Origin of the sequence: Chromohalobacter sp. HP20-39 (genome assembly GCF_033052815.1) — a bacterium.
GTDB lineage: Bacteria > Pseudomonadota > Gammaproteobacteria > Pseudomonadales > Halomonadaceae > Chromohalobacter.
In genome coordinates, this window is record NZ_JAWHTP010000003.1 from 447,739 (window position 1) to 465,981 (window position 18,243).

General features: G+C 61.6%; 14 protein-coding genes and 1 pseudogene. 8 read left to right on the forward strand and 7 right to left on the reverse strand.

What is annotated here, in order from left to right:
• Positions 1-13: 13 nt before the first annotated feature.
• The 4 genes from RVY79_RS08755 to cydC are packed head-to-tail and all read left to right on the forward strand — an operon-like array spanning position 14 to position 5,892.
• The gene (locus RVY79_RS08755; protein WP_317463743.1) at positions 14-1,435 is read left to right on the forward strand and encodes a cytochrome ubiquinol oxidase subunit I; all 1,422 of its coding nucleotides are present in this window, start codon (positions 14-16) and stop codon (positions 1,433-1,435) included.
• Positions 1,436-1,438: 3 nt separating this feature from the next.
• Positions 1,439-2,440, forward strand: coding sequence for a cytochrome d ubiquinol oxidase subunit II (cydB, locus tag RVY79_RS08760; protein WP_317463744.1), 1,002 nt, complete (start codon positions 1,439-1,441; stop codon positions 2,438-2,440).
• Between the two features lie 3 nt (positions 2,441-2,443).
• Positions 2,444-4,159, forward strand: a complete 1,716-nt coding sequence (gene cydD, locus RVY79_RS08765; protein ID WP_317463745.1) for a thiol reductant ABC exporter subunit CydD — start codon at positions 2,444-2,446, stop codon at positions 4,157-4,159.
• Positions 4,156-5,892: a thiol reductant ABC exporter subunit CydC gene (gene cydC / locus RVY79_RS08770; protein WP_317463746.1), complete on the forward strand. Its 1,737-nt coding sequence runs from the start codon at positions 4,156-4,158 to the stop codon at positions 5,890-5,892. Before cydD ends, cydC begins: the two co-directional genes overlap by 4 nt.
• Positions 5,893-5,958: 66 nt before the next feature.
• Here cydC and RVY79_RS08775 read toward each other — a convergent pair whose 3' ends face one another.
• Positions 5,959-6,957, reverse strand: a complete 999-nt coding sequence (locus RVY79_RS08775; protein WP_411161714.1) for a LacI family DNA-binding transcriptional regulator — start codon at positions 6,955-6,957, stop codon at positions 5,959-5,961.
• Between the two features lie 215 nt (positions 6,958-7,172).
• On the opposite strand from RVY79_RS08775, the gene RVY79_RS08780 reads away from it, so the two are divergent.
• Together RVY79_RS08780 and RVY79_RS08785 are read left to right on the forward strand one after the other, a co-directional pair.
• Complete coding sequence (locus RVY79_RS08780) at positions 7,173-8,495, forward strand: MFS transporter (protein WP_317463747.1); 1,323 nt, start codon at positions 7,173-7,175, stop codon at positions 8,493-8,495.
• 25 nt (positions 8,496-8,520) lie between these two features.
• Entirely contained in the window at positions 8,521-10,806 is a 2,286-nt protein-coding gene (locus RVY79_RS08785) for a glycoside hydrolase family 3 C-terminal domain-containing protein (protein WP_317463748.1), read from the forward strand.
• A 138-nt stretch (positions 10,807-10,944) separates the two neighbouring features.
• Here the strand turns inward: RVY79_RS08785 and RVY79_RS08790 are convergent, their stop codons facing one another.
• The 6 genes and pseudogenes from RVY79_RS08790 to RVY79_RS08815 form a co-directional block, all read right to left on the reverse strand.
• Complete coding sequence (locus tag RVY79_RS08790; protein ID WP_317463749.1) at positions 10,945-11,370, reverse strand: type II toxin-antitoxin system VapC family toxin; 426 nt, start codon at positions 11,368-11,370, stop codon at positions 10,945-10,947.
• The gene (locus RVY79_RS08795; RefSeq protein ID WP_317463750.1) at positions 11,367-11,615 is read right to left on the reverse strand and encodes a FitA-like ribbon-helix-helix domain-containing protein; all 249 of its coding nucleotides are present in this window, start codon (positions 11,613-11,615) and stop codon (positions 11,367-11,369) included. The genes RVY79_RS08790 and RVY79_RS08795 overlap by 4 nt, the downstream gene beginning before the upstream one ends.
• Positions 11,616-11,856: 241 nt before the next feature.
• Positions 11,857-13,365: a glycerol kinase GlpK gene (gene glpK / locus RVY79_RS08800; RefSeq protein WP_317463751.1), complete on the reverse strand. Its 1,509-nt coding sequence runs from the start codon at positions 13,363-13,365 to the stop codon at positions 11,857-11,859.
• A gap of 49 nt (positions 13,366-13,414) precedes the next feature.
• A complete protein-coding gene (locus tag RVY79_RS08805) occupies positions 13,415-14,143 on the reverse strand; it encodes an MIP/aquaporin family protein (protein ID WP_317463752.1) in 729 nt (242 codons plus the stop codon).
• A gap of 108 nt (positions 14,144-14,251) precedes the next feature.
• Positions 14,252-15,772, reverse strand: a complete 1,521-nt coding sequence (gene glpD, locus RVY79_RS08810) for a glycerol-3-phosphate dehydrogenase (RefSeq protein WP_317463753.1) — start codon at positions 15,770-15,772, stop codon at positions 14,252-14,254.
• Between the two features lie 281 nt (positions 15,773-16,053).
• Positions 16,054-16,215: pseudogene (locus RVY79_RS08815) on the reverse strand (GntR family transcriptional regulator); the annotation flags it as partial.
• Positions 16,216-16,259: 44 nt separating this feature from the next.
• Between RVY79_RS08815 and glaH the strand changes: the two are divergent.
• Positions 16,260-16,928, forward strand: coding sequence for a glutarate dioxygenase GlaH (gene glaH, locus RVY79_RS08820; protein WP_317463754.1), 669 nt, complete (start codon positions 16,260-16,262; stop codon positions 16,926-16,928).
• A 96-nt stretch (positions 16,929-17,024) separates the two neighbouring features.
• Positions 17,025-18,221 carry an L-2-hydroxyglutarate oxidase gene (lhgO, locus tag RVY79_RS08825; protein WP_317463755.1) on the forward strand — a complete coding sequence of 399 codons (1,197 nt, stop codon included), beginning with the start codon at positions 17,025-17,027 and terminating at the stop codon, positions 18,219-18,221.
• Positions 18,222-18,243: the final 22 nt, after the last annotated feature.

The window sequence follows — 18,243 nt, forward strand, 5'->3', positions numbered from 1 at the left end:
CAAGGAGTCAGCCATGGCGCTAGATCCGATCCTCCTGTCGCGATTGCAGTTTGCATTCGTGGTTTCCTTTCATGCCATCTTCCCGGTCTTCACGATCGGTCTGGCGTCCTATATTGCCGTACTGCAGGGCCTTTACGTGTCCACGGGCAATCGCGTCTGGGATCGCCTCGGCCTGTTCTGGACCAAGGTGTTCGCCGTGGTCTTCGGCATGGGGGTGGTGTCCGGCATCGTGATGGCGTTCCAGTTTGGTACCAACTGGAGCAACTTCTCGCAGATGGCGGCGAACTTCATCGGCCCGATGCTGAGTTACGAGGTGGTCACGGCGTTCTTCCTCGAGGCCGGCTTCCTGGGGGTGTTGCTGTTCGGCCGTCATCGTGTCTCGCCGGCGGTACACTTCTTCGCCGCGTTGATGGTCGCCGTGGGCACCTTCATCTCGGCGTTCTGGATTCTCGCCACCAACAGCTGGATGCAGACCCCCGACGGCTACGAGATCCGCGAGGGCGTGATCCATGTGACCTCCTGGGTTGATGCGATCTTCAACCCGTCCTTCCCGTACCGCTTCACGCACATGGCGCTGGCCGCGTTCTTGACCGGCGGCTTCGTGGTGACCGGGGTCAGTGCCTGGTTTTTGCTGCGCGGGCGTGAAGTCGATGCCCACAAGCGTGCGCTCTCGATGACGCTATGGCTGTTGTTGATCCTGGCGCCGCTGCAAGCTTACGTCGGTGATGAGCACGGTTTGAACACGCTGGAACACCAGCCGATGAAAATCGCCGCCATGGAAGCTAACTGGGAAACCCAGTCGAACGTGCCGCTGTTGCTGTTCGCATTGCCGGACCGCGATATACAAGGCAACCATTTCGAGATCGGCATTCCCAATGGCGCGAGTCTCATTCTGCGCCACGATCCCGATGGCGTCGTGCCGGGACTCGAGGAGATCTCTCCCGAGCGGCAACCGCCGGTGTGGATCACCTTCTATAGTTTCCGCGTGATGGTGGGTCTGGGGCTACTGATGATCGCCTTCGCCGTCGCCGGGCTGGTGCTGCGCAAGGGCGGACGCATCTATCGCAGCCGCTGGTTCCTGCGTGGGCTGCAAGGCATGACGCTGGCGCCGTTCGTGGCGGTGGTCGCGGGCTGGTTCGTGACCGAGACCGGACGCTCTCCCTGGCTGATCTACGGCGTGCTGGATTACGCCGACGCCGTCACGCCATCGTTGAGTGGCGGCATGGTGCTGTTCACGTTGATCGGCTACATCGCCGTCTATGCGGTGATCTTCATCGCCGGTGTCTATTACCTGTGCAAGGTGATCGACCAGGGACTCGATGAGCGCGACGACACGGAGGATTTGGATAGCCACGACCGTCCGGCGCGGCCCATGTCCGCTGCCCACGTGCCCTTTGATGATGCGCGCGACGATCGCGCCCCGAACAGGAGCTAAGCCATGGAAACGTTCGATCTCTCGTTGATCTGGGCCGTCATCATCGCCTTCGGGGTGATCATGTACGTGCTCATGGATGGCTTCGATCTGGGGCTGGGGATACTGTTCCCCTTCGCCCCCGACGAAGACGCGCGCGACGTGATGATGAATTCCGTCGCCCCGGTCTGGGACGGCAACGAGACCTGGCTGGTGCTGGGTGGCGCAGGATTGATCGGGGCCTTCCCGCTGGTCTATTCGATCCTCTTGCCGGCGATGTACATCGGGGTTTTTCTGATGCTGGCGGGCTTGATCTTCCGCGGCGTGGCTTTCGAGTTCCGCTTCAAGTCGCGGCGTACACGCAACTGGTGGAATGCGGCCTTTGCCGGCGGCTCCTTCGTGGCGGCCTTCGCCCAGGGCGCTGTGGTGGGGGCCTATATCGAAGGCTTCGAGACCGCCAACCGCGTTTTCACTGGCGGGCCGCTCGACTGGCTGACGCCGTTTTCGGTGATCACCGGTCTCGGTCTGGTAGCAGGCTATGCGCTGCTGGGCGCGACCTGGCTGGTGCTCAAGTCTGAAGGCCATGTGCGTGACTGGGCGCGCGCCCTGGTGCCCAAGTTGCTCGTCGGCGTCGTGTTGGTCTTCGTCATCGTCAGCTTATGGACGCCGTGGATCGACCCTGACGTCTGGGAGCGTTGGTTCGACCACATGCAGGTGATCTGGTTGCTGCCGGCGCTGGCTCTGGCCTGTGTGATCGGCACTTATATTGCCAATCGCAAGGGGCGCGAGCTGCTGGCGTTCCTCTGTACCCTGGGCATGTTCATCTTCACCTACCTAGGGCTGCTGGTGAGCCGTTGGCCGTACGTCATTCCCCCGGACTACACCCTATGGGAAGCCGCTTCCGCCCCCGCATCGCAGTTCTTCCTGCTGATCGGCGTGCTGTTCGTGGTGCCCATCATCCTGACCTATACCGCCTGGTCGTACTGGGTGTTCCGCGGCAAGGTACGTGTCGGCGACGGGTATCACTGAGCCGTGTCCCGATCTCAAGCACACACACCGGCGCGCGCATCGCGCCAATGGCTGGCCGCGCAATCCCGCGATGTACGTGGCTGGCTGAGTCTCGCTATCGCCGCCGGTGTCGTCGGCGGGCTCGCGACCCTCGCGCAACTGGGCCTGATGGCGTGGCTGATCAGCGCCGTCGTGATCCACGACACGGCCTTGGTGACGCTATGGCCCTATGCGGCGGCGTTGGCCGGCGCGGTGGTCCTGCGTGCTCTGGCGCAGTGGCTGCAGGAGACCAGCGGTCTGGAAGCCGGGCTGCGCGTCAAGGCACGCGTGCGCGCCCAGGTGCTCGATCATCTCGCCGCGTTGGGGCCGGTGTCTCTGGCCGAGCGACATAGCGCCGGCAGCACCGCGCAACTGGTCGATCAGGTCGAGGCGCTGGAAGGCTATATCGCGCGGTACGTGCCCCAGGCCACGCTGGCGGTGGTATTGCCGCTGATCTTTCTCGGCGTGGCGTTCTCGCTGGACTGGTTGGCGGCATTGTTTTTCCTGATCGCGGCGCCGTTGATCCCGTTGTTCATGGCGTTGATCGGAATGGGCGCCCAGCGCCTCAACGAGCAGCAGTTCCAGGCCATGACGCGTCTCGCGGGGCATTTCCTCGACCGCGTGCGCGGGCTGACCACCCTGCAGCTGTTCGGTCGCACCCGTCAGGCCACCGAGGAGGTCAAAGCGGTGGCCGACGACTACCGGCGGCGCAATATGAAGACGCTACGCGTGGCGTTTCTCTCCTCGGCGGTACTGGAATTCTTCGCTTCGGTGTCGATTGCGGTGATCGCCATCTACATTGGTTTTGGGCTGCTGGGCTACATCCAGTTCGGCCCCGCCGATCAACTGACGCTGTTCAGCGGGTTGTTCCTGCTGTTCATGGCGCCGGATTTCTTCCAGCCGCTGCGCTTGCTTGCTCAGCATTATCACGACCGCGCCAGTGCGTTAGGCGCCGCCGAGGGTTTGCGCGCACTGCTGTCGCAGACGCCCCCACAGGGCGTGCGTATGCAGGCATTCGATAGTCCAAGCGATGATGCGACAGTGCCGAGGGCGCGCTTGGCTGGCGTCAGTGTGGCGCATGCCGGCCGTGGTCGCGTGCTGGGGCCGCTCGATCTCGATATCGCCGATGGCGAGGTGGTGGCGCTGGTGGGGCCGTCGGGCGTCGGCAAGTCGACGCTGCTGCAAGTGCTCGCCGGCTTCGTCGACGCCGAGGCGGGCGAGGTCGCGTTGCGTGCAGAGACATGCCTGGCCTGGCTCGATCAGCGGCCGTTCCTGATGCAGGGCACGCTGGCCGAGAACCTGCGCCTGGTCGCGCCCGAGGCCAGTGACGAGCGGCTGCAGGAGGCGATGACTGCGGCGCAGCTCGGCGACTTGCTGAATGCCTTGCCCGACGGACTCGCGACGTTCCTCGGCGAGCGCGGCCTGGGGCTTTCCGGCGGGCAGGCCAGTCGCCTGGCGCTGGCGCGGGTGTTTCTCAGTGACGCGCCTCTGGTGTTGCTCGACGAACCCACGGCGAGTCTCGATCCTGATAGTGAGCGCCGTGTGATCGAGGGGCTCAAGCAACTAGCCGCGCAAGGGCGGACGCTGGTGATCGCCACGCACCATCCCGCCGTGATGGGCATGGCCGACCGTGTGCTGCGTCTCGAGGCGGGGCAGTGGCATTCACAGGATGTATCGGCATCGTCGGAGGCCTTGTCATGACGGAGCCCACTATCATGAAGGGGGCCACTACCATGAAGGGGTCCACTAGAAAGGTGCTGGGCCCATGGTTGCGCCTGATGGCCGAGCGGCGTGCACGTTTGTTGCTCGGGGCGTTGCTGATGCTGGCGACGCTGCTGTTCGCCATCGGACTGCTGACGCTGTCAGGGTGGTTCATCACCGCCACCGGTTTGACCGGGATGATTCTCGCGGCGGGCGGAACGGCGACGATCAATGTTTTCACGCCGGGCAGCGGCATTCGCTTCTTCGCCGTGGGACGCACCGCCGCGCGTTACGCCGAGCGGCTCTACAATCACGATACCGTGCTGCGCCTGCTGGCGGATATTCGTGGGCGTACCTTTGCCGGCCTGTCACGGCTGTCGGGGCGTGAACTGGCGCGCTACCGCGCCGGTGAATGGCTCAACCGGCTGACCGCCGACATCGACGCGCTCGACAATCTCTATCTGCGCTTGCTGGCGCCACCATTGGTGGGGCTGCTGGCGATCCTCGTCGTCGGTGGCATTCTGGCGCTGGCCATGCCCGCGCTGGGCGGCGTGTTGCTGGCGATCATGCTGCCGTTGTGGGTGATCGTCACGCTGGGCATGGCCGTGGCGGGGCGTGGCCCCAGCGCACGACGCGTCGAGACGCTGGAACGCTTGCGCGTTCGCGCCCTGGAGCATCTGCAAGGCCTGGCCGAGTTGCGTACCTTCGGTGTACTCGGCGCTCACCGGGAAAGAGTAGAGCATGAGCAGCGGATGTTGCTCGACGATCAGCGGCGTCTAGCCCGCCGCACCGCGCTGGGTAACGCGCTGGTCACCTTGACTGTGCAAGGCGCCGCCGTGGCGATTCTATGCCTGGCGCTGCTCGCGTTTGCCGCGGGCAAGCTCTCGGCACCGGTGGCGAGCATGTTGCCACTGGCGGTACTGGCGCTGAATGAAGGACTCGCCATGCTGCCGGGCGCCTTCGTGCAACTCGGGGCCACGCGTATGGCGGCCGCGCGGCTCAATGCCGAGGCGTCGGCGCCTGCGAGTGACGACGAGGCGTCCATGGCGCATACCGAGGCGCCGTCGCTCACCTTCGAGGCAGTGACGCTGCGTTATCCGGGCATGGGTACTACGCCGGCCCTCGAAAACGTCAATCTGCATGTAGCCGCCGGCGAGCGTGTCGCCGTGCTGGGTCCCTCGGGCAGCGGCAAGTCGAGCCTTGCCCAGCTCGTCGTCCGCGCGTTCGACCCCGACGCGGGCAGCGTGCAATTGGCAGGGCAGGACCTACGCAGCCTGGCGCCGCAAGCGTTGCATGGACGGCTCGCCTACCTGACCCAGCACACCGAGCTCTTCCATGCCTCGTTGGCTGACAATCTGCGCCTGGGATTGCCGATCGAGCACGACCTGGATGAAGCGGCTGCCGCGCGGGCCTTGTGGAAGGCGCTATGGATCGTCGATCTGGACGGCTGGGCGCGCGAACTGCCGCACGGGCTCGAGACATGGGTCGGCGAGGCGGGGCGGCAGCTTTCCGGCGGGCAGGCGAGACGCGTGGCGCTGGCCCGGGTGATCCTGCGGGATGCGCCGCTGGTCTTGCTCGACGAACCGTTGGCGGGGCTGGACGCCGCCACCGCGACGACGGTGGCTGAGCGGCTCGACACCTGGCTCGACGGGCGCACTGCGCTGATGTTCGCCCATCGCCGCGACGCCCTACCGCGCTGCGATAGGGCTGTCTCGATACCGGTGCTCACGTAGATCGGGTTGGGCCTAGTATGTGGTGCGTCTCCATACTACAGCGGACTCACGTAGTCGCTGAGAAGCTTAGCTTGCCGGTGGTGCAACCGTGCCGCGTTCGACTAGCCACGGCGTGAAGCGCAGTTCGCCCTGCCATGGCCGGTCGTAGGCTAACGCGAGCAGGCGCTGGGCGGCAGCGGCGGCCATCTCTTCGAGCGGGGCGTGAACGGTGGTCAGCCCCGGTGAGACGTAGCGGGCATAGGCCTCGTCATCGTAGCCGACCATTGAAACCTCTTCCGGCACGCTACGGCCCAGTTCGCGTAGTCGCGCGATCGCGCCGAGCGCCATCTCGTCGTTGCCTGTCACCAGCGCGGTATAGTCGACGCCGCGCGTTGCCAGCCGTTCGACGGCGAGGCGGCCGCTGTGCTCCAAGGAATCGCCTTCGAACACAGCATCGGTGTCTACTGCAAGCTTGGCCTGCGCCATGGCGCGGCGATATCCCATCAGCCGCTGCGTGGCGTCTTGCTTCCATAGTGGGCCGGTGATGCAGGCGATACGGCGATGGCCCTGCTCGATCAGATGTCGCGTGGCCTGGTAGCCGCCACTGACGTTGTCGACATGAACGCAGCGATCGCTTAGCGCCGGCACCAGTCGGTTGATCACCACCAGTGGTGTCTGCGCCGCTAGTGCCTCAAGCTCTTCGTCGCTCATGCCATCGGCATGGACGAGCAGACCGTCGCAGCGCCGAGCCAACAAAAACCTTGCCGCTTCGCGCTCACGCTCGGGGTCGCTGCGCCCTGAGGCGACCAGCAGCGACTTGTCGTGCCGCCGCAGCACATCCTCCAGCGTCAGCATCAGGCGGCCCATGAACGGCCCGCCGAGATGGGAGATGATCAGGCCCACGCCGTGGGAGCGGTTAGAGGCCAGCGAGCGGGCGAAGGCGTTGGGGTGATAGCCCAGCGCCGCGACCGCAGCCTCGACGCGCAGTCGTGTCGGCTCGGCGACGCGCACCTCACCGTTCATGACGCGCGAGACCGTTGCCTGGGAGACGCCAGCCTGCTCCGCCACCTCCTTGATGGTTGACATGTTCTCTCCTGAAAGCCGTTTACTCTTCTGTGCGCTCGGATTCGCGCCTCTGGCTAGGGCGATGATACGGAATTAGACGCGAGATCTCCGGCCCAATTCATTAGACAAAAGTGGTGTGGTGAGCGGTAAGTGTCTAGCCTAATAATGAAAGCGCTTTCATAAAAATAAAATGAAGCTCTGCCAATGCCTCCTGCTATCCATACAGGGAGAACGCCATGATAGAAACAAAAGAGAAGCTGAGCTACGGTTTAGGTGATTTTGCAAGCGCTTTCACATGGGCATCGCTGTCGCTCTACTTGATGTATTTCTATACTGATGTATTCGGCATCAGCCCGGCCCTGGTCGGCACGCTATTTCTGGTCACGCGGCTGTGGGACGCGATCACCGATCCCATCGTCGGGCTAATGGCCGACCGCACCCGCTCTCGCTTCGGCCGCCTGCGCCCCTATCTGCTGTTCTTCTCGCTGCCACTTGGTGTCGTGCTCGCACTGACCTTCACTACCCCGGCGTTCGGCGACACGGCGAAGACGGTCTACGCCTTCGTCACCTACATCGTGCTGATGGGCATGTACACGCTGGTCAACATTCCCTACTCGGCGCTCCCGGTGGCGATGACCATCGACAACGACGAACGCCGCCAGCTGACCAATGCGCGCATGCTATGTTCATACATCGGTTTCGTCATCATCAGCTACTCGACCTTGCCGCTGGTTGACTGGTTCGGCAATGGTGATGAACAGCGCGGTTTTGCAATGACCTACGCCCTTTATGGATTAGTGACTTTCGCTTTTTTCCTGCTGACTTTTCGCGGCGTGAAGGAACGCTACACCGAGGGTGAGGAAGACCGTAATCCGCTCAAAACCTTCGGCCATATTGCTCGTGCCAAGCCATTCTGGATCATGTTCGCGGTCAGCATTCTAACCTTCACATTGATGCTGATGCCCGACGCGGCAGCGATTTATTTCTTCAAATACTACATCGGCGATGAAGCACAGGTGTCCTATTTTTTGGCGCTGGGTTATATCGGCGTCCTCCTCGGCATCTTGTTCAATCAGTTCGTGCTTCGCCGCTATTGCAAGCGTCGGGTGATGCTGCTGGCTAATCTCGGCTACGCAGTAGCGCTGGCGAGCTTCTTCTTCGCCGCCGATCTGGGCGCACCGGCCTATTTCATGGCCTTCTTCGTGGCCAAGTTTCTTAACGGCATTATCTCGCCGACGATGTGGGCGATGGTTGCCGATATTGCCGATTACGTGGAGTACCGCTCGGGCCGCAAGGCCACTGGCGCTTCGACCAGCGCGGTCACGTTCAGTCAGAAATTCGGCATGAGCATCGGTGGCATGTTAACTGGCGTGCTGTTCTCGTTTTACGGCTATATCCCCAACACGTCGCAGAGCGCCGAAGTCCTGACCCTGATCAAGACGATGATGAGCCTTTTGCCCGCTGTCGGCGCACTGGGCATCGTCGTCTTGATGCTGATCTATTCACTCACTGACCGACGCATGAGCCACATTCGTGCGGCCAAGCCTACGGTGGCATGACCCCATTCTTGCAAGGAGAGACGCTATGAATACCCCCGTTGAGACGCTGATTGCGCGGATGACCCTCGAAGAGAAGGCGAGCCTATGCTCGGGTGCGGACTTCTGGCACACCAAGGCGGTCGAACGCCTCGATATTCCCTCTATCATGATGTCCGATGGCCCGCATGGCCTGCGTAAGCAGCCTAACGGCCCGGGCGAGGACCATCTCGGCCTGCTCGATAGTGTGCCAGCGACCTGTTTTCCCACCGCTGCGGGGCTGGCTAGTTCCTGGGATCCCGCCTTGCTGCGCCGTCTCGGCGAAGCCCTCGGCCAGGAAGCGCAGGCCGAAGGGTTGGGGATCGTGCTCGGCCCGGGCGCCAACATCAAGCGCTCACCGTTGTGCGGGCGCAACTTCGAATACTTCTCGGAAGACCCGCTGCTGTCGTCGACCCTTGCCGCAGCCCACATCGAAGGCGTGCAGTCCCAGGGCGTCGGCGCCTCGCTCAAGCACTTCGCCGCCAACAATCAGGAGCATCGGCGCATGTCGGTCGATGCCCAGATCGATGAGCGCACGCTGCGCGAGATCTATCTCGAAAGCTTCGAGAAGGCGGTGCGTGAGGCCAGACCGTGGACGGTGATGTGCGCCTACAACAAGGTCAATGGCACCTACTGTGCCGAGCACGAAAAGCTGCTGACCGAGATCCTGCGTGACGAGTGGGGCTTCGACGGCTTCGTCGTCTCCGACTGGGCGGCAGTCAACGAGCGTGTTGCCGGGCTCGCGGCGGGTCTCGAACTGGAGATGCCGGCCACCGACGGCGACCGCGACCGCCTGATCGTCGAAGCGGTGCGCAGCGGTGAGCTCGCCGAGGCGGTGCTCGACCGCGCCGTGCACCGGTTGCTGACCATCATCCTGCGCGCCCATGAGGCACACCGTCCGCAGGCCAGCTACGACGCCGAAGCACACCACCAGCTAGCGCGCGAAGTGGCGCGCGAATGCATGGTGCTGCTGCAAAACGACGGTACTCTGCCTCTTGTGCCGACGCAGCGCATCGCCGTGATTGGCGAGTTCGCCGCAAAGCCGCGCTATCAGGGCGGCGGCAGCTCCCACGTCAATCCGACCCGAGTTGAAACGCCGCTCGAGGCCCTGCGTGCCACGGTGCCGGAGAGTCTCAGTTATGCGCAAGGTTTCGCGATTGCGCACGACTTCAGTGATGCCGCACTTCTCGAAGAAGCTGTCGCCCAGGCGCGCGGCGCCGACGTGGTGGTGCTTTTCATCGGCTTGCCGGAGCGCTACGAATCCGAAGGTTACGACCGCTCTCACCTGGATCTGCCCGCCAACCAGAAAGCCCTTATCGAGGCGGTGAGCGAGGTCCAGCCGCGCACCGTGGTGGTGCTGGCCAACGGCGCGCCGATTATGATGCCGTGGGCATCGCGGGTCGCCGCGATTCTCGAAGGCTACCTGGGCGGCCAGGCGCTCGGCGCGGCGATTGCCGATCTGCTGTTCGGTGCCGTCAGCCCCTCGGGCAAGCTGGCTGAAACCTTCCCCCAGCGGCTGGAAGATACGCCCAGCTACCTGTCGTTCCCGGGAGAGGGTGACGTGGCACGCTATAGCGAGGGCTTGTTCGTCGGCTACCGCCACTACGACAGTGCGGGTGTTGCGCCACTGTTTCCCTTCGGCCATGGCCTGAGCTATACCCGCTTCACCTACGGTGAGCTTTCACTATCCAGCGAACGCCTGGGCCGCGACGAGACGCTCACGATCAGCTTCGATCTCACCAACAGCGGCGAGCGCGCCGGCAAGGAAGTTGTTCAGCTCTACCTCCACGATTCCAGCTGCACGGTGCCGACGCCTGACCAGGCGCTCAAGGCGTTCACCAAGCTTGCTCTCGAACCCGGCGAGACGCATCGCGTCGCGCTTACGCTCACGCGGCGTGACTTCGCCTATTACGATGTCGAACAGCAGCGCTGGTGCGTGCCGACAGGGGCGTTCGAGATCCGTATCGGCGCCTCATCACGCGATATCCGCCTGACGCGTTCGGTCGAGGTCGAAGGCGATCCGCGTCCGCTGCCGACGATTGATCGTAACACCCTGATCGGTGATCTGAGCGACTTCCCGCAGGCCCGCGAGTATATCCACGAGGCGTTAGCCCCCGTGGCCGGCGACGTCCCGCTGCTCGCTGCGATGCAGGGTAGCAAGGAGGATGAAGCGAGCGAGATGATGACGGCGATGTGGCGCTACAGCCCACTACGTGCGCTGATCTCATTCAGTGGAGGCAGCTTTAACGAGGTAATGTTGGAGCAGCTTTTGGTTCGTCTGAAAATGCTGAAATGATCTCGATTCCTACCAGTATTTTCGGGAATCCTATGGATAAACGGTGGTGTGGCTGTCAGAAGCGCTGATGTTCGCCCATCGCCGCGACGCCCTACCGCGCTGCGATAGGGCGTTAGCATCCCTCGCGAAGGGTGACGCCTAGCGTCCTTTCTGATCCCACGGATTGATGACGTCCACATTGGCCGCTTTAAACGGTGCCGTGTCACGGGACGCAACCTGACAGTCCTGTGATACGGCAATGGCTGCAATGTAGCCATCTGGTATGGGGAAGCCTTGCCCGGCAGCTCTAGCCGTTACAGCCAGTTTGGCATACTGGCGAGCAGCGTCGGCGTCGAAGGACAAGAAGCGTCCCTTGAACAGCTGCACAAGGCCATCCAAAGCCTCGTTCAGCATATTCTTGCGCTTCCCGTCGGGCAGTGCTGCGATGCCGAACAGCAGCTCTGCCAATGTGACACTGGACAGGTAGAGTGTTTCGGCCGACTGCTCATTGAGCCAAGCTTTCACGACCGGATCAGGCTCGGGTTTCATGGCCTCGGAAACGACGTTGGTATCCAAGACGATCATTCGAACCTCAGTGGCTCTGCCGGCGTCTTGTTGCGCACTTGCTCAAGAGCGGTAACGTCTTCATTGGTCAGCCCAGCCTGACGGCTCACGTCAGCAAGGGCGTCGCCCATGTGAAGGCGTGTCTCTGGTCGCGTTACTTCTTCCAGGATGGCGCGCACCTCAGCCTCGGCGCTACGATTGTGCCGTTTGGCTCGCGCTTTCAGCGCATTGTGTACTTCTTCGGGAATATTCCTGACTGACATCATGCCCATAGCGTATGCCTCCTTCTGCACCCATGCATGTCGAATGCTTTCATTATGCTTTCAGTATAGGTATATGAAGGCAAAAAACAAGTGCCGGCTTGCTCGTCTATGTATAGATAAAGCGTAAAAGGTCCGAGCCTCGCGGAAGACAGACTCGGACCTTGATGCCGGCTAAACGAACTATCCAACTTACTACTGAGAGCAATCCACGTACGATGGGAGAGCTGCCAAGCGCGAATGCGGATCACGAAGCCACATGAAAGCCCATGGTCGCTTGGACGGCATGCTTCCAGCCCTCATAGAGTTCGTCGCGCTTTTCCACGCTCATCTGGGGCGTGAAGCGGCGGTCCATGGCCCATTGCTTGGCAATCTGCTCGCGCGATTCCCAGAAGCCGAGTGCGAGACCGGCCAGGTAGGCGGCACCCAGTGCGGTGGTTTCATTGACCGCGCAACGCAGAACGTCCACGCCCAGGATGTCGGCCTGAAACTGGGCGAGAAAATCGTTGGCGATGGCGCCACCGTCGGCACGCAGTTCGGTGAGTTCGAGATCGGCATCGGCCTGCATCGCGTGGAGAACGTCCGCGCTCTGGTAGGCCATGGATTCCACCGCCGCACGGATGAAATGTTCCTTGCTCGTGCCGCGCGACAGACCGAACATCGCGCCGCGGACGTTGGAATCCCAGTAAGGCGCGCCCAGACCGGTGAACGCCGGTACGAGGTAGACGCCGTCGTTGTCGCCGGCGCGCTCGGCATAGGCTTCGGAATCGGAAGACTTGCCCAGCATGCGCAGGCCGTCGCGTAGCCACTGGATCACCGAGCCAGCGACGAACACGCTGCCCTCGAGGGCATATTCGAGCTGGCCGTCTACTTCCCAGGCCACGGTCGTGAGCAGGCCGTTTTCAGAGGCCGTGGCTTCCGGGCCGGTGTTCATCAGCGTGAAGCAACCCGTGCCATAGGTGTTCTTGGCCATCCCGGGGTTGAAGCAGGCCTGGCCGAACAGCGCGGCTTGCTGGTCACCGGCCATACCCGCGATGGGCAGTTCATTGCCGAAGAAGTACTTCGGCAGCACCTTGCCATAGACTTCACTGCAGGACTTGACCTTGGGCAGCATCGATTCGGGCACGCCGAACAACGCCAGGAGTTCCGGGTCCCATTGACGGTTGCGGATGTTGAACATCATCGTCCGCGAGGCGTTGGTAACGTCGGTGACATGCACTTCGCCGCCGGTCAGGTTCCACACCAGCCAAGAATCGATGGTGCCGAACAGCAGCTCACCGTTATCGGCTTTTTCCTTTACGCCCTCGACATTATCGAAGATCCATTTGAGCTTGGTGCCCGAGAAATACGCATCGATGACCAGCCCGGTCTTGTCGCGGACCATCTCTTCATGCCCGGCTTCACGTAGCTCGTCACAGATTTCGGCCGAATGGCGTGATTGCCAGACGATGGCGTTATAGACCGGTTGACCGGTGTTCTTGTCCCACACGACGGTGGTTTCGCGTTGGTTGGTGATGCCGATGCCGGCAATTTCCGAGACATCGACCTGGGTGTTGTTGATCACCTCGGTAAGCGTGGTCAACACGCTGGTCATGATGTCGCGCGGGTTGTGCTCCACCCAGCCCGGCTGCGGAAAGATCTGCTCGAACTCGCGTTGGGCGATGCCGGCGATCTGCCCGTCGTGGTCGAACAGCATTGCGCGGGAACTGGTCGTGCCTTGGTCGATCGCGAGTATGTATTTCTTTTCATTGCTCATGGAAGGTCACTCCTCGTGTTCGTTACAAAAAATCGATCAATTTGGACGATTAGTAGGCGTAAGCAACAAGTGCCGCCAGCGTGCTACCGATGACAGGGCCGACGACCGGAACCCAGGCATAGTGCCAGTCGTTAGGCCCCTTGTTCTGGATCGGTAATACGGCGTGGGCAATGCGCGGGCCGAGATCGCGCGCCGGATTGATGGCATAGCCGGTCGTCCCGCCCAACGAAGCTCCGATAGAGACCACCAAGAGTGCGACCGCCAAGGGCCCGAGGCCGGAGGGCGTGTGACCGAACATGATGATCACGAAGATCAGCACGAATGTGCCGATGATCTCGCTGATCAGGTTCCAGCCATAGGACCGGATGGTCGGTGCCGTGGAAAAAGTGGCGAGTTTGATCGCGCTATCTTCGGTGTCATCGTACTGTTTCTTGTAGGCCAGATAGCAAATGACAGCCCCTAGAAACCCCCCGATGAATTCGGCCACTAAGTAGGTGACGGTGGTGACGAAATTGATCGGAATACCCTCGGCATACTCTTTGGCCGGGCCGATGAGCAAACCGAGTGTCACGGCTGGATTGAGATGCGCACCGGTATCGTAGGCGACGTAAACACCGCAGAACACGGCAAGCCCCCAGCCGAAGAAGATCACGATGCCATCGCTGCCGTTACCGTTCGTCTTGTTCAGCAGAACGTTGGCCACTACGCCGCAACCCAGTAGAGTCAGGAACGCCGTTCCAGCGATCTCGTGGACCAGTATCGTTTCTACGATTCCCATGGATATGCCTTGCGGTAATGAGTGTCACGGTCGGATAAGGCGGGATACGCATGCCTTGTGATGACGATGGGGATACAAATGGGCTGACGAGTCATGATTTTCCTCGTTTTAAGTCTCTGGATCGACGTTGGGCGATTCAGCGAAGGAACGGCTGAGGTAACCGGCGAGTCGGCGCTGTTCGCTGTCATTGAGACGCAGCCCCAACTTGGATCGCCGCCAGAGAATGTCCTCGGCGGTGCGTGCCCATTCATGATCGCGCAGATAATCGACTTCGGCGGCATACAGGTCGGCGCCAAAATACTCCCCCAGATCGTCCAGGCTTTCGGCGTCACCGACGATGTTCGTGACCCGAGTGCCATAGTTGAAGACCATACGGTTGGCCATGCCCAGTGGCATGAAGGGATGACTGGCCTGTAGCGACTCGAACAGATGCTGGGGTTTCGCTTCTTCGCCGCCGGGCAGTGGATGGCCCTTACCCGTCCAGGCTTTTGCCCGATTGCCGAGCTCGGGTGCCAATTGATCGACAGCGTCCTCGGCCAGCCGCCGATAGGTCGTCAGCTTGCCGCCGAAGACGTTGAGCAGCACAGCACCGCCGGATGTATCGAGTTGGATGCGGTAATCACGGGTGATCTCGCTGGCGTTGTCCTCCCGGTCATCGAGCAAGGGGCGCACGCCCGAATAGCGCCAGACGACATCGTCGGGGCCAATAGGCTGTTCGAAATAGCGATTGGCCGATTCGCAGAGATACCCAACCTCGTCCTCCTCGATGGTGATATCGCCGGGAGCGCCTTCATGCTCGACGTCGGTCGTGCCGATGAGCGTGAAGTCGGCCTCATAGGGAATGGCGAACACGATGCGGCCATCGGGTTGCTGGAAGATATAGGAGTAAGCGTGGTCGAATAGCTTGTTCACTACGATATGGCTACCCTTGATCAGGCGCAGCGAATACGTGTGATCCAGCGATGCGACCTCGTCGAGAAAACGCACGGCCCAGGGCCCGGCCGCATTGACCAGACCGCGGGCGGCGACCTGAAGAGTCTCGCCATCGACAGTACGCAGGGTGACGGTCCATCCGTCGGTGCCGCGTACCGCGGTTTCGGCACGTGTGCGGGTCATGATGCAGGCGCCACGGCTGGCCGCATCCATGCAGTTGAGCACTACCAGTCGGGCATCCTGAACCCAGGCGTCCGAGTAGACGAAGCCCTTGGTGAACTCGGGCTTCAGTGGTGTCCCGGCCGGATGATCGGCGAACTTGATGCCGTGCGAGCCGGCGAGCGTCTGTCGTCCACCCAAGTGGTCGTACATGAAAAGCCCGGTTCGGATCATCCAGGCCGGCCGCAGATGCTTCTGATGGGGCAGGATGAAACGCATCGGCCAGATGATATGCGGCGCCGCCTTGAGGAGTATCTCGCGCTCGGAGAGGGCCTTGGCCACGAGTTTGAACTCGTACTGCTCGAGATAACGCAGGCCACCGTGGATAAGCTTGGTCGAAGCCGATGACGTATGACTGGCGAGATCATCCGCCTCGACGAGCAGCACCGAAAGTCCTCGGCCTGCCGCATCACGGGCAATGCCTGCACCGTTGATACCACCGCCGATGACTATCAGATCGTAGGGTTGGTTGCACATGTTCGGGTTCGCTCACCAATGTTCTAATATGATCATTGTGGCGCGAAATCGAACATTTTTAATTAGGCAAAAGGTAGTAGACGTTATTTTGGCTCATGACTCATATCAACAACATGGCGCGGATGCCCATTGGGTAGAGCCCAGTCCGCTCATATTTTGTTTTCGTCAGTGAAAAAAGCGAGTCGATGTGAAAATTTCGAAATTCGGCTCAGAACATGATCGCTTGTGGATCAACTTGGTTAAACGAGCCCTCGTTCCCGCAATACCTCTTTGATGATCGGCACCGGCGTCACCAGCCGCTCGTTGACGAGTTGTGACAGCGCCTCGCGCATGGGCCCCACGCCAAGATCGTAACGCGCCTTCAGATCGCTTATGCGCAGCTTTTCGCCCGGTGCGTAGACGCCGCGAATGATGTCGCGTTTGAGTTGTCGATACGCGCCGATGGCAAGGTGGTGGCCTGCTGGTAACGCCGGAAGGACTCAATGAGGTGGCGCAGGCCGACGACATGGTGAAAGTCGCCACGGCGGTAGCGCATTGCATCGGGCGCTCCAACTTCGACGCCATGAGCGGACAGTACTATGCACGCTTCGTGGTCAAGAACGTCGATAAATCCGACAGCTATCTGCGTCAGCCACATCGCGTAATGGAGCTGCATAACGACGGCACCTTCGTCGAGCAGGACACCGACTACGTGTTGATGATGAAAATCGACGAGCAGCATATGCAGGGCGGCAATTCGCTATTGCTGCACCTCGACGACTGGGGTGATCTCGAGCGTTTCCACGGACACCCCATGGCACGCCGGGAAATGCGCTGGGCGGCGCCGCCCAGCAAGAATGTCAGCAAGGATGTTTATCATTCTGTGTTCGATGTGGATGCCGAGGGGCGGCCGGTGATGTCTTACATCGACCAGTTCGTACAGCCACGCGATTTCGAGGAGGGCAACTGGCTGTGCGATCTTTCCGAGTCGCTGGAAAGCAGCGAGGCGCGGCTGTCCGTGCCGGTGCCTATCGGCAGCTTCCTGCTGCTCAACAATCACTTCTGGCTGCACGGGCGCGACCGCTTTACGCCGCATCCCGAACTCCGCCGCGAGTTGATGCGCCAGCGCGGTTATTTCACGCACAAGCAGACGCTCGCCAATCCCAAGCACGCCTGAGCGGCAAGAGTCATGCGATGAGCAAGGCGGATGACTTGAACGCCGACCGGGCGTTGCGCAGGCTGTAACGATTCGACTCTGACAAGCGAGAACGCGGTGTACGATTTCATCATCATCGGCGGCGGCATCCTGGGGATGTCCACCGCCATGCAACTGATCGAGGCCTATCCCGACAAGCGCATACTGCTCGTCGAGAAGGAAAGCGGTCCGGCGCATCACCAGACCGGCCACAACAGCGGCGTGATCCATGCCGGGGTCTACTACACACCGGGGAGCCTCAAGGCGCACTTTTGCCTGGAAGGCAACCGCGCCACCAAGGTGTTTTGCGACACCCACGGCATCAACTACGAGAGCTGCGGCAAGCTGCTGGTCGCCACCAACTCGGTAGAAATGCAGCGCATGCAGGCGCTGTGGGAACGCACCGCCGCCAATGGCCTGGAGCGCGAATGGCTCGACGCCGACCAACTTCGCGAGCGTGAGCCCAACATTACCGGGCAGGGCGGCATCTTCGTACCCGCCAGTGGCATCGTCGATTACCGGCAGGTCACCGCGAAGATGGCCGAAGTGTTCCAGAACGCCGGTGGGGAGGTGCGTTACGCGGCGCTGGTCACGGCCCTCGAAGAGCGCAGCGAAGAAGTCGTGGTTACCACCGACCAAGGCACATTCACTACGCGCCATCTGGTGTCATGTTCGGGGCTGATGGCGGACCGCGTGGTACGCATGCTGGGCGTCACGCCGGAGTTCAGCATCTGCCCGTTCCGCGGTGAATACTATCGACTGCCACCCGAGCACAATCGCATCGTCAATCATTTGATCTACCCGATTCCCGATCCGTCGATGCCGTTTCTCGGCGTGCACCTGACGCGCATGATCGATGGCAGCGTGACCGTGGGGCCAAATGCTGTGCTGGCCTTCAAACGCGAAGGCTATCGCAAGCGCGACGTGTCGTTCGGCGATCTGGCGACCATGGCCGGCGACCCGGGAATTCGTAAGGTCCTATGGGCCAACCTCAAGCCTGGGCTTCATGAAATGAAGAACTCGCTGTTCAAGGGCGGCTATCTGGAAGAAGTACGCAAGTACTGCCCGCGCCTGACGCGCGATGATCTACGTCCCTATCCCGCCGGCGTGCGCGCCCAGGCCGTCGCCAAGGACGGCAAGATGATCGACGACTTCCTGTTCGTCAACACGCGGCGCAGCGTCAACGTCTGCAACGCGCCATCGCCCGCCGCCACCTCAGCGATCCCCATCGGCAAGCATATCGTCGACAAGGTGAAGGCGCTGGTGGAAAGATAAGCGTCTCCCTTGAGAGAGATAT

Bases quoted from the DNA above. Each gene is read 5' to 3' on its own strand.
- RVY79_RS08755 (WP_317463743.1), top strand. From the start codon at position 14: ATGGCGCTAGATCCGATCCTCCTGTCGCGATTGCAGTTTGCATTCGTG.
- cydB (WP_317463744.1), top strand. From the start codon at position 1,439: ATGGAAACGTTCGATCTCTCGTTGATCTGGGCCGTCATCATCGCCTTC.
- cydC (WP_317463746.1), top strand. From the start codon at position 4,156: ATGACGGAGCCCACTATCATGAAGGGGGCCACTACCATGAAGGGGTCC.
- RVY79_RS08775 (WP_411161714.1), bottom strand. From the start codon at position 6,957: ATGTCAACCATCAAGGAGGTGGCGGAGCAGGCTGGCGTCTCCCAGGCA.
- RVY79_RS08780 (WP_317463747.1), top strand. From the start codon at position 7,173: ATGATAGAAACAAAAGAGAAGCTGAGCTACGGTTTAGGTGATTTTGCA.
- RVY79_RS08785 (WP_317463748.1), top strand. From the start codon at position 8,521: ATGAATACCCCCGTTGAGACGCTGATTGCGCGGATGACCCTCGAAGAG.
- RVY79_RS08790 (WP_317463749.1), bottom strand. From the start codon at position 11,370: ATGATCGTCTTGGATACCAACGTCGTTTCCGAGGCCATGAAACCCGAG.
- RVY79_RS08795 (WP_317463750.1), bottom strand. From the start codon at position 11,615: ATGATGTCAGTCAGGAATATTCCCGAAGAAGTACACAATGCGCTGAAA.
- glpK (WP_317463751.1), bottom strand. From the start codon at position 13,365: ATGAGCAATGAAAAGAAATACATACTCGCGATCGACCAAGGCACGACC.
- RVY79_RS08805 (WP_317463752.1), bottom strand. From the start codon at position 14,143: ATGGGAATCGTAGAAACGATACTGGTCCACGAGATCGCTGGAACGGCG.
- glpD (WP_317463753.1), bottom strand. From the start codon at position 15,772: ATGTGCAACCAACCCTACGATCTGATAGTCATCGGCGGTGGTATCAAC.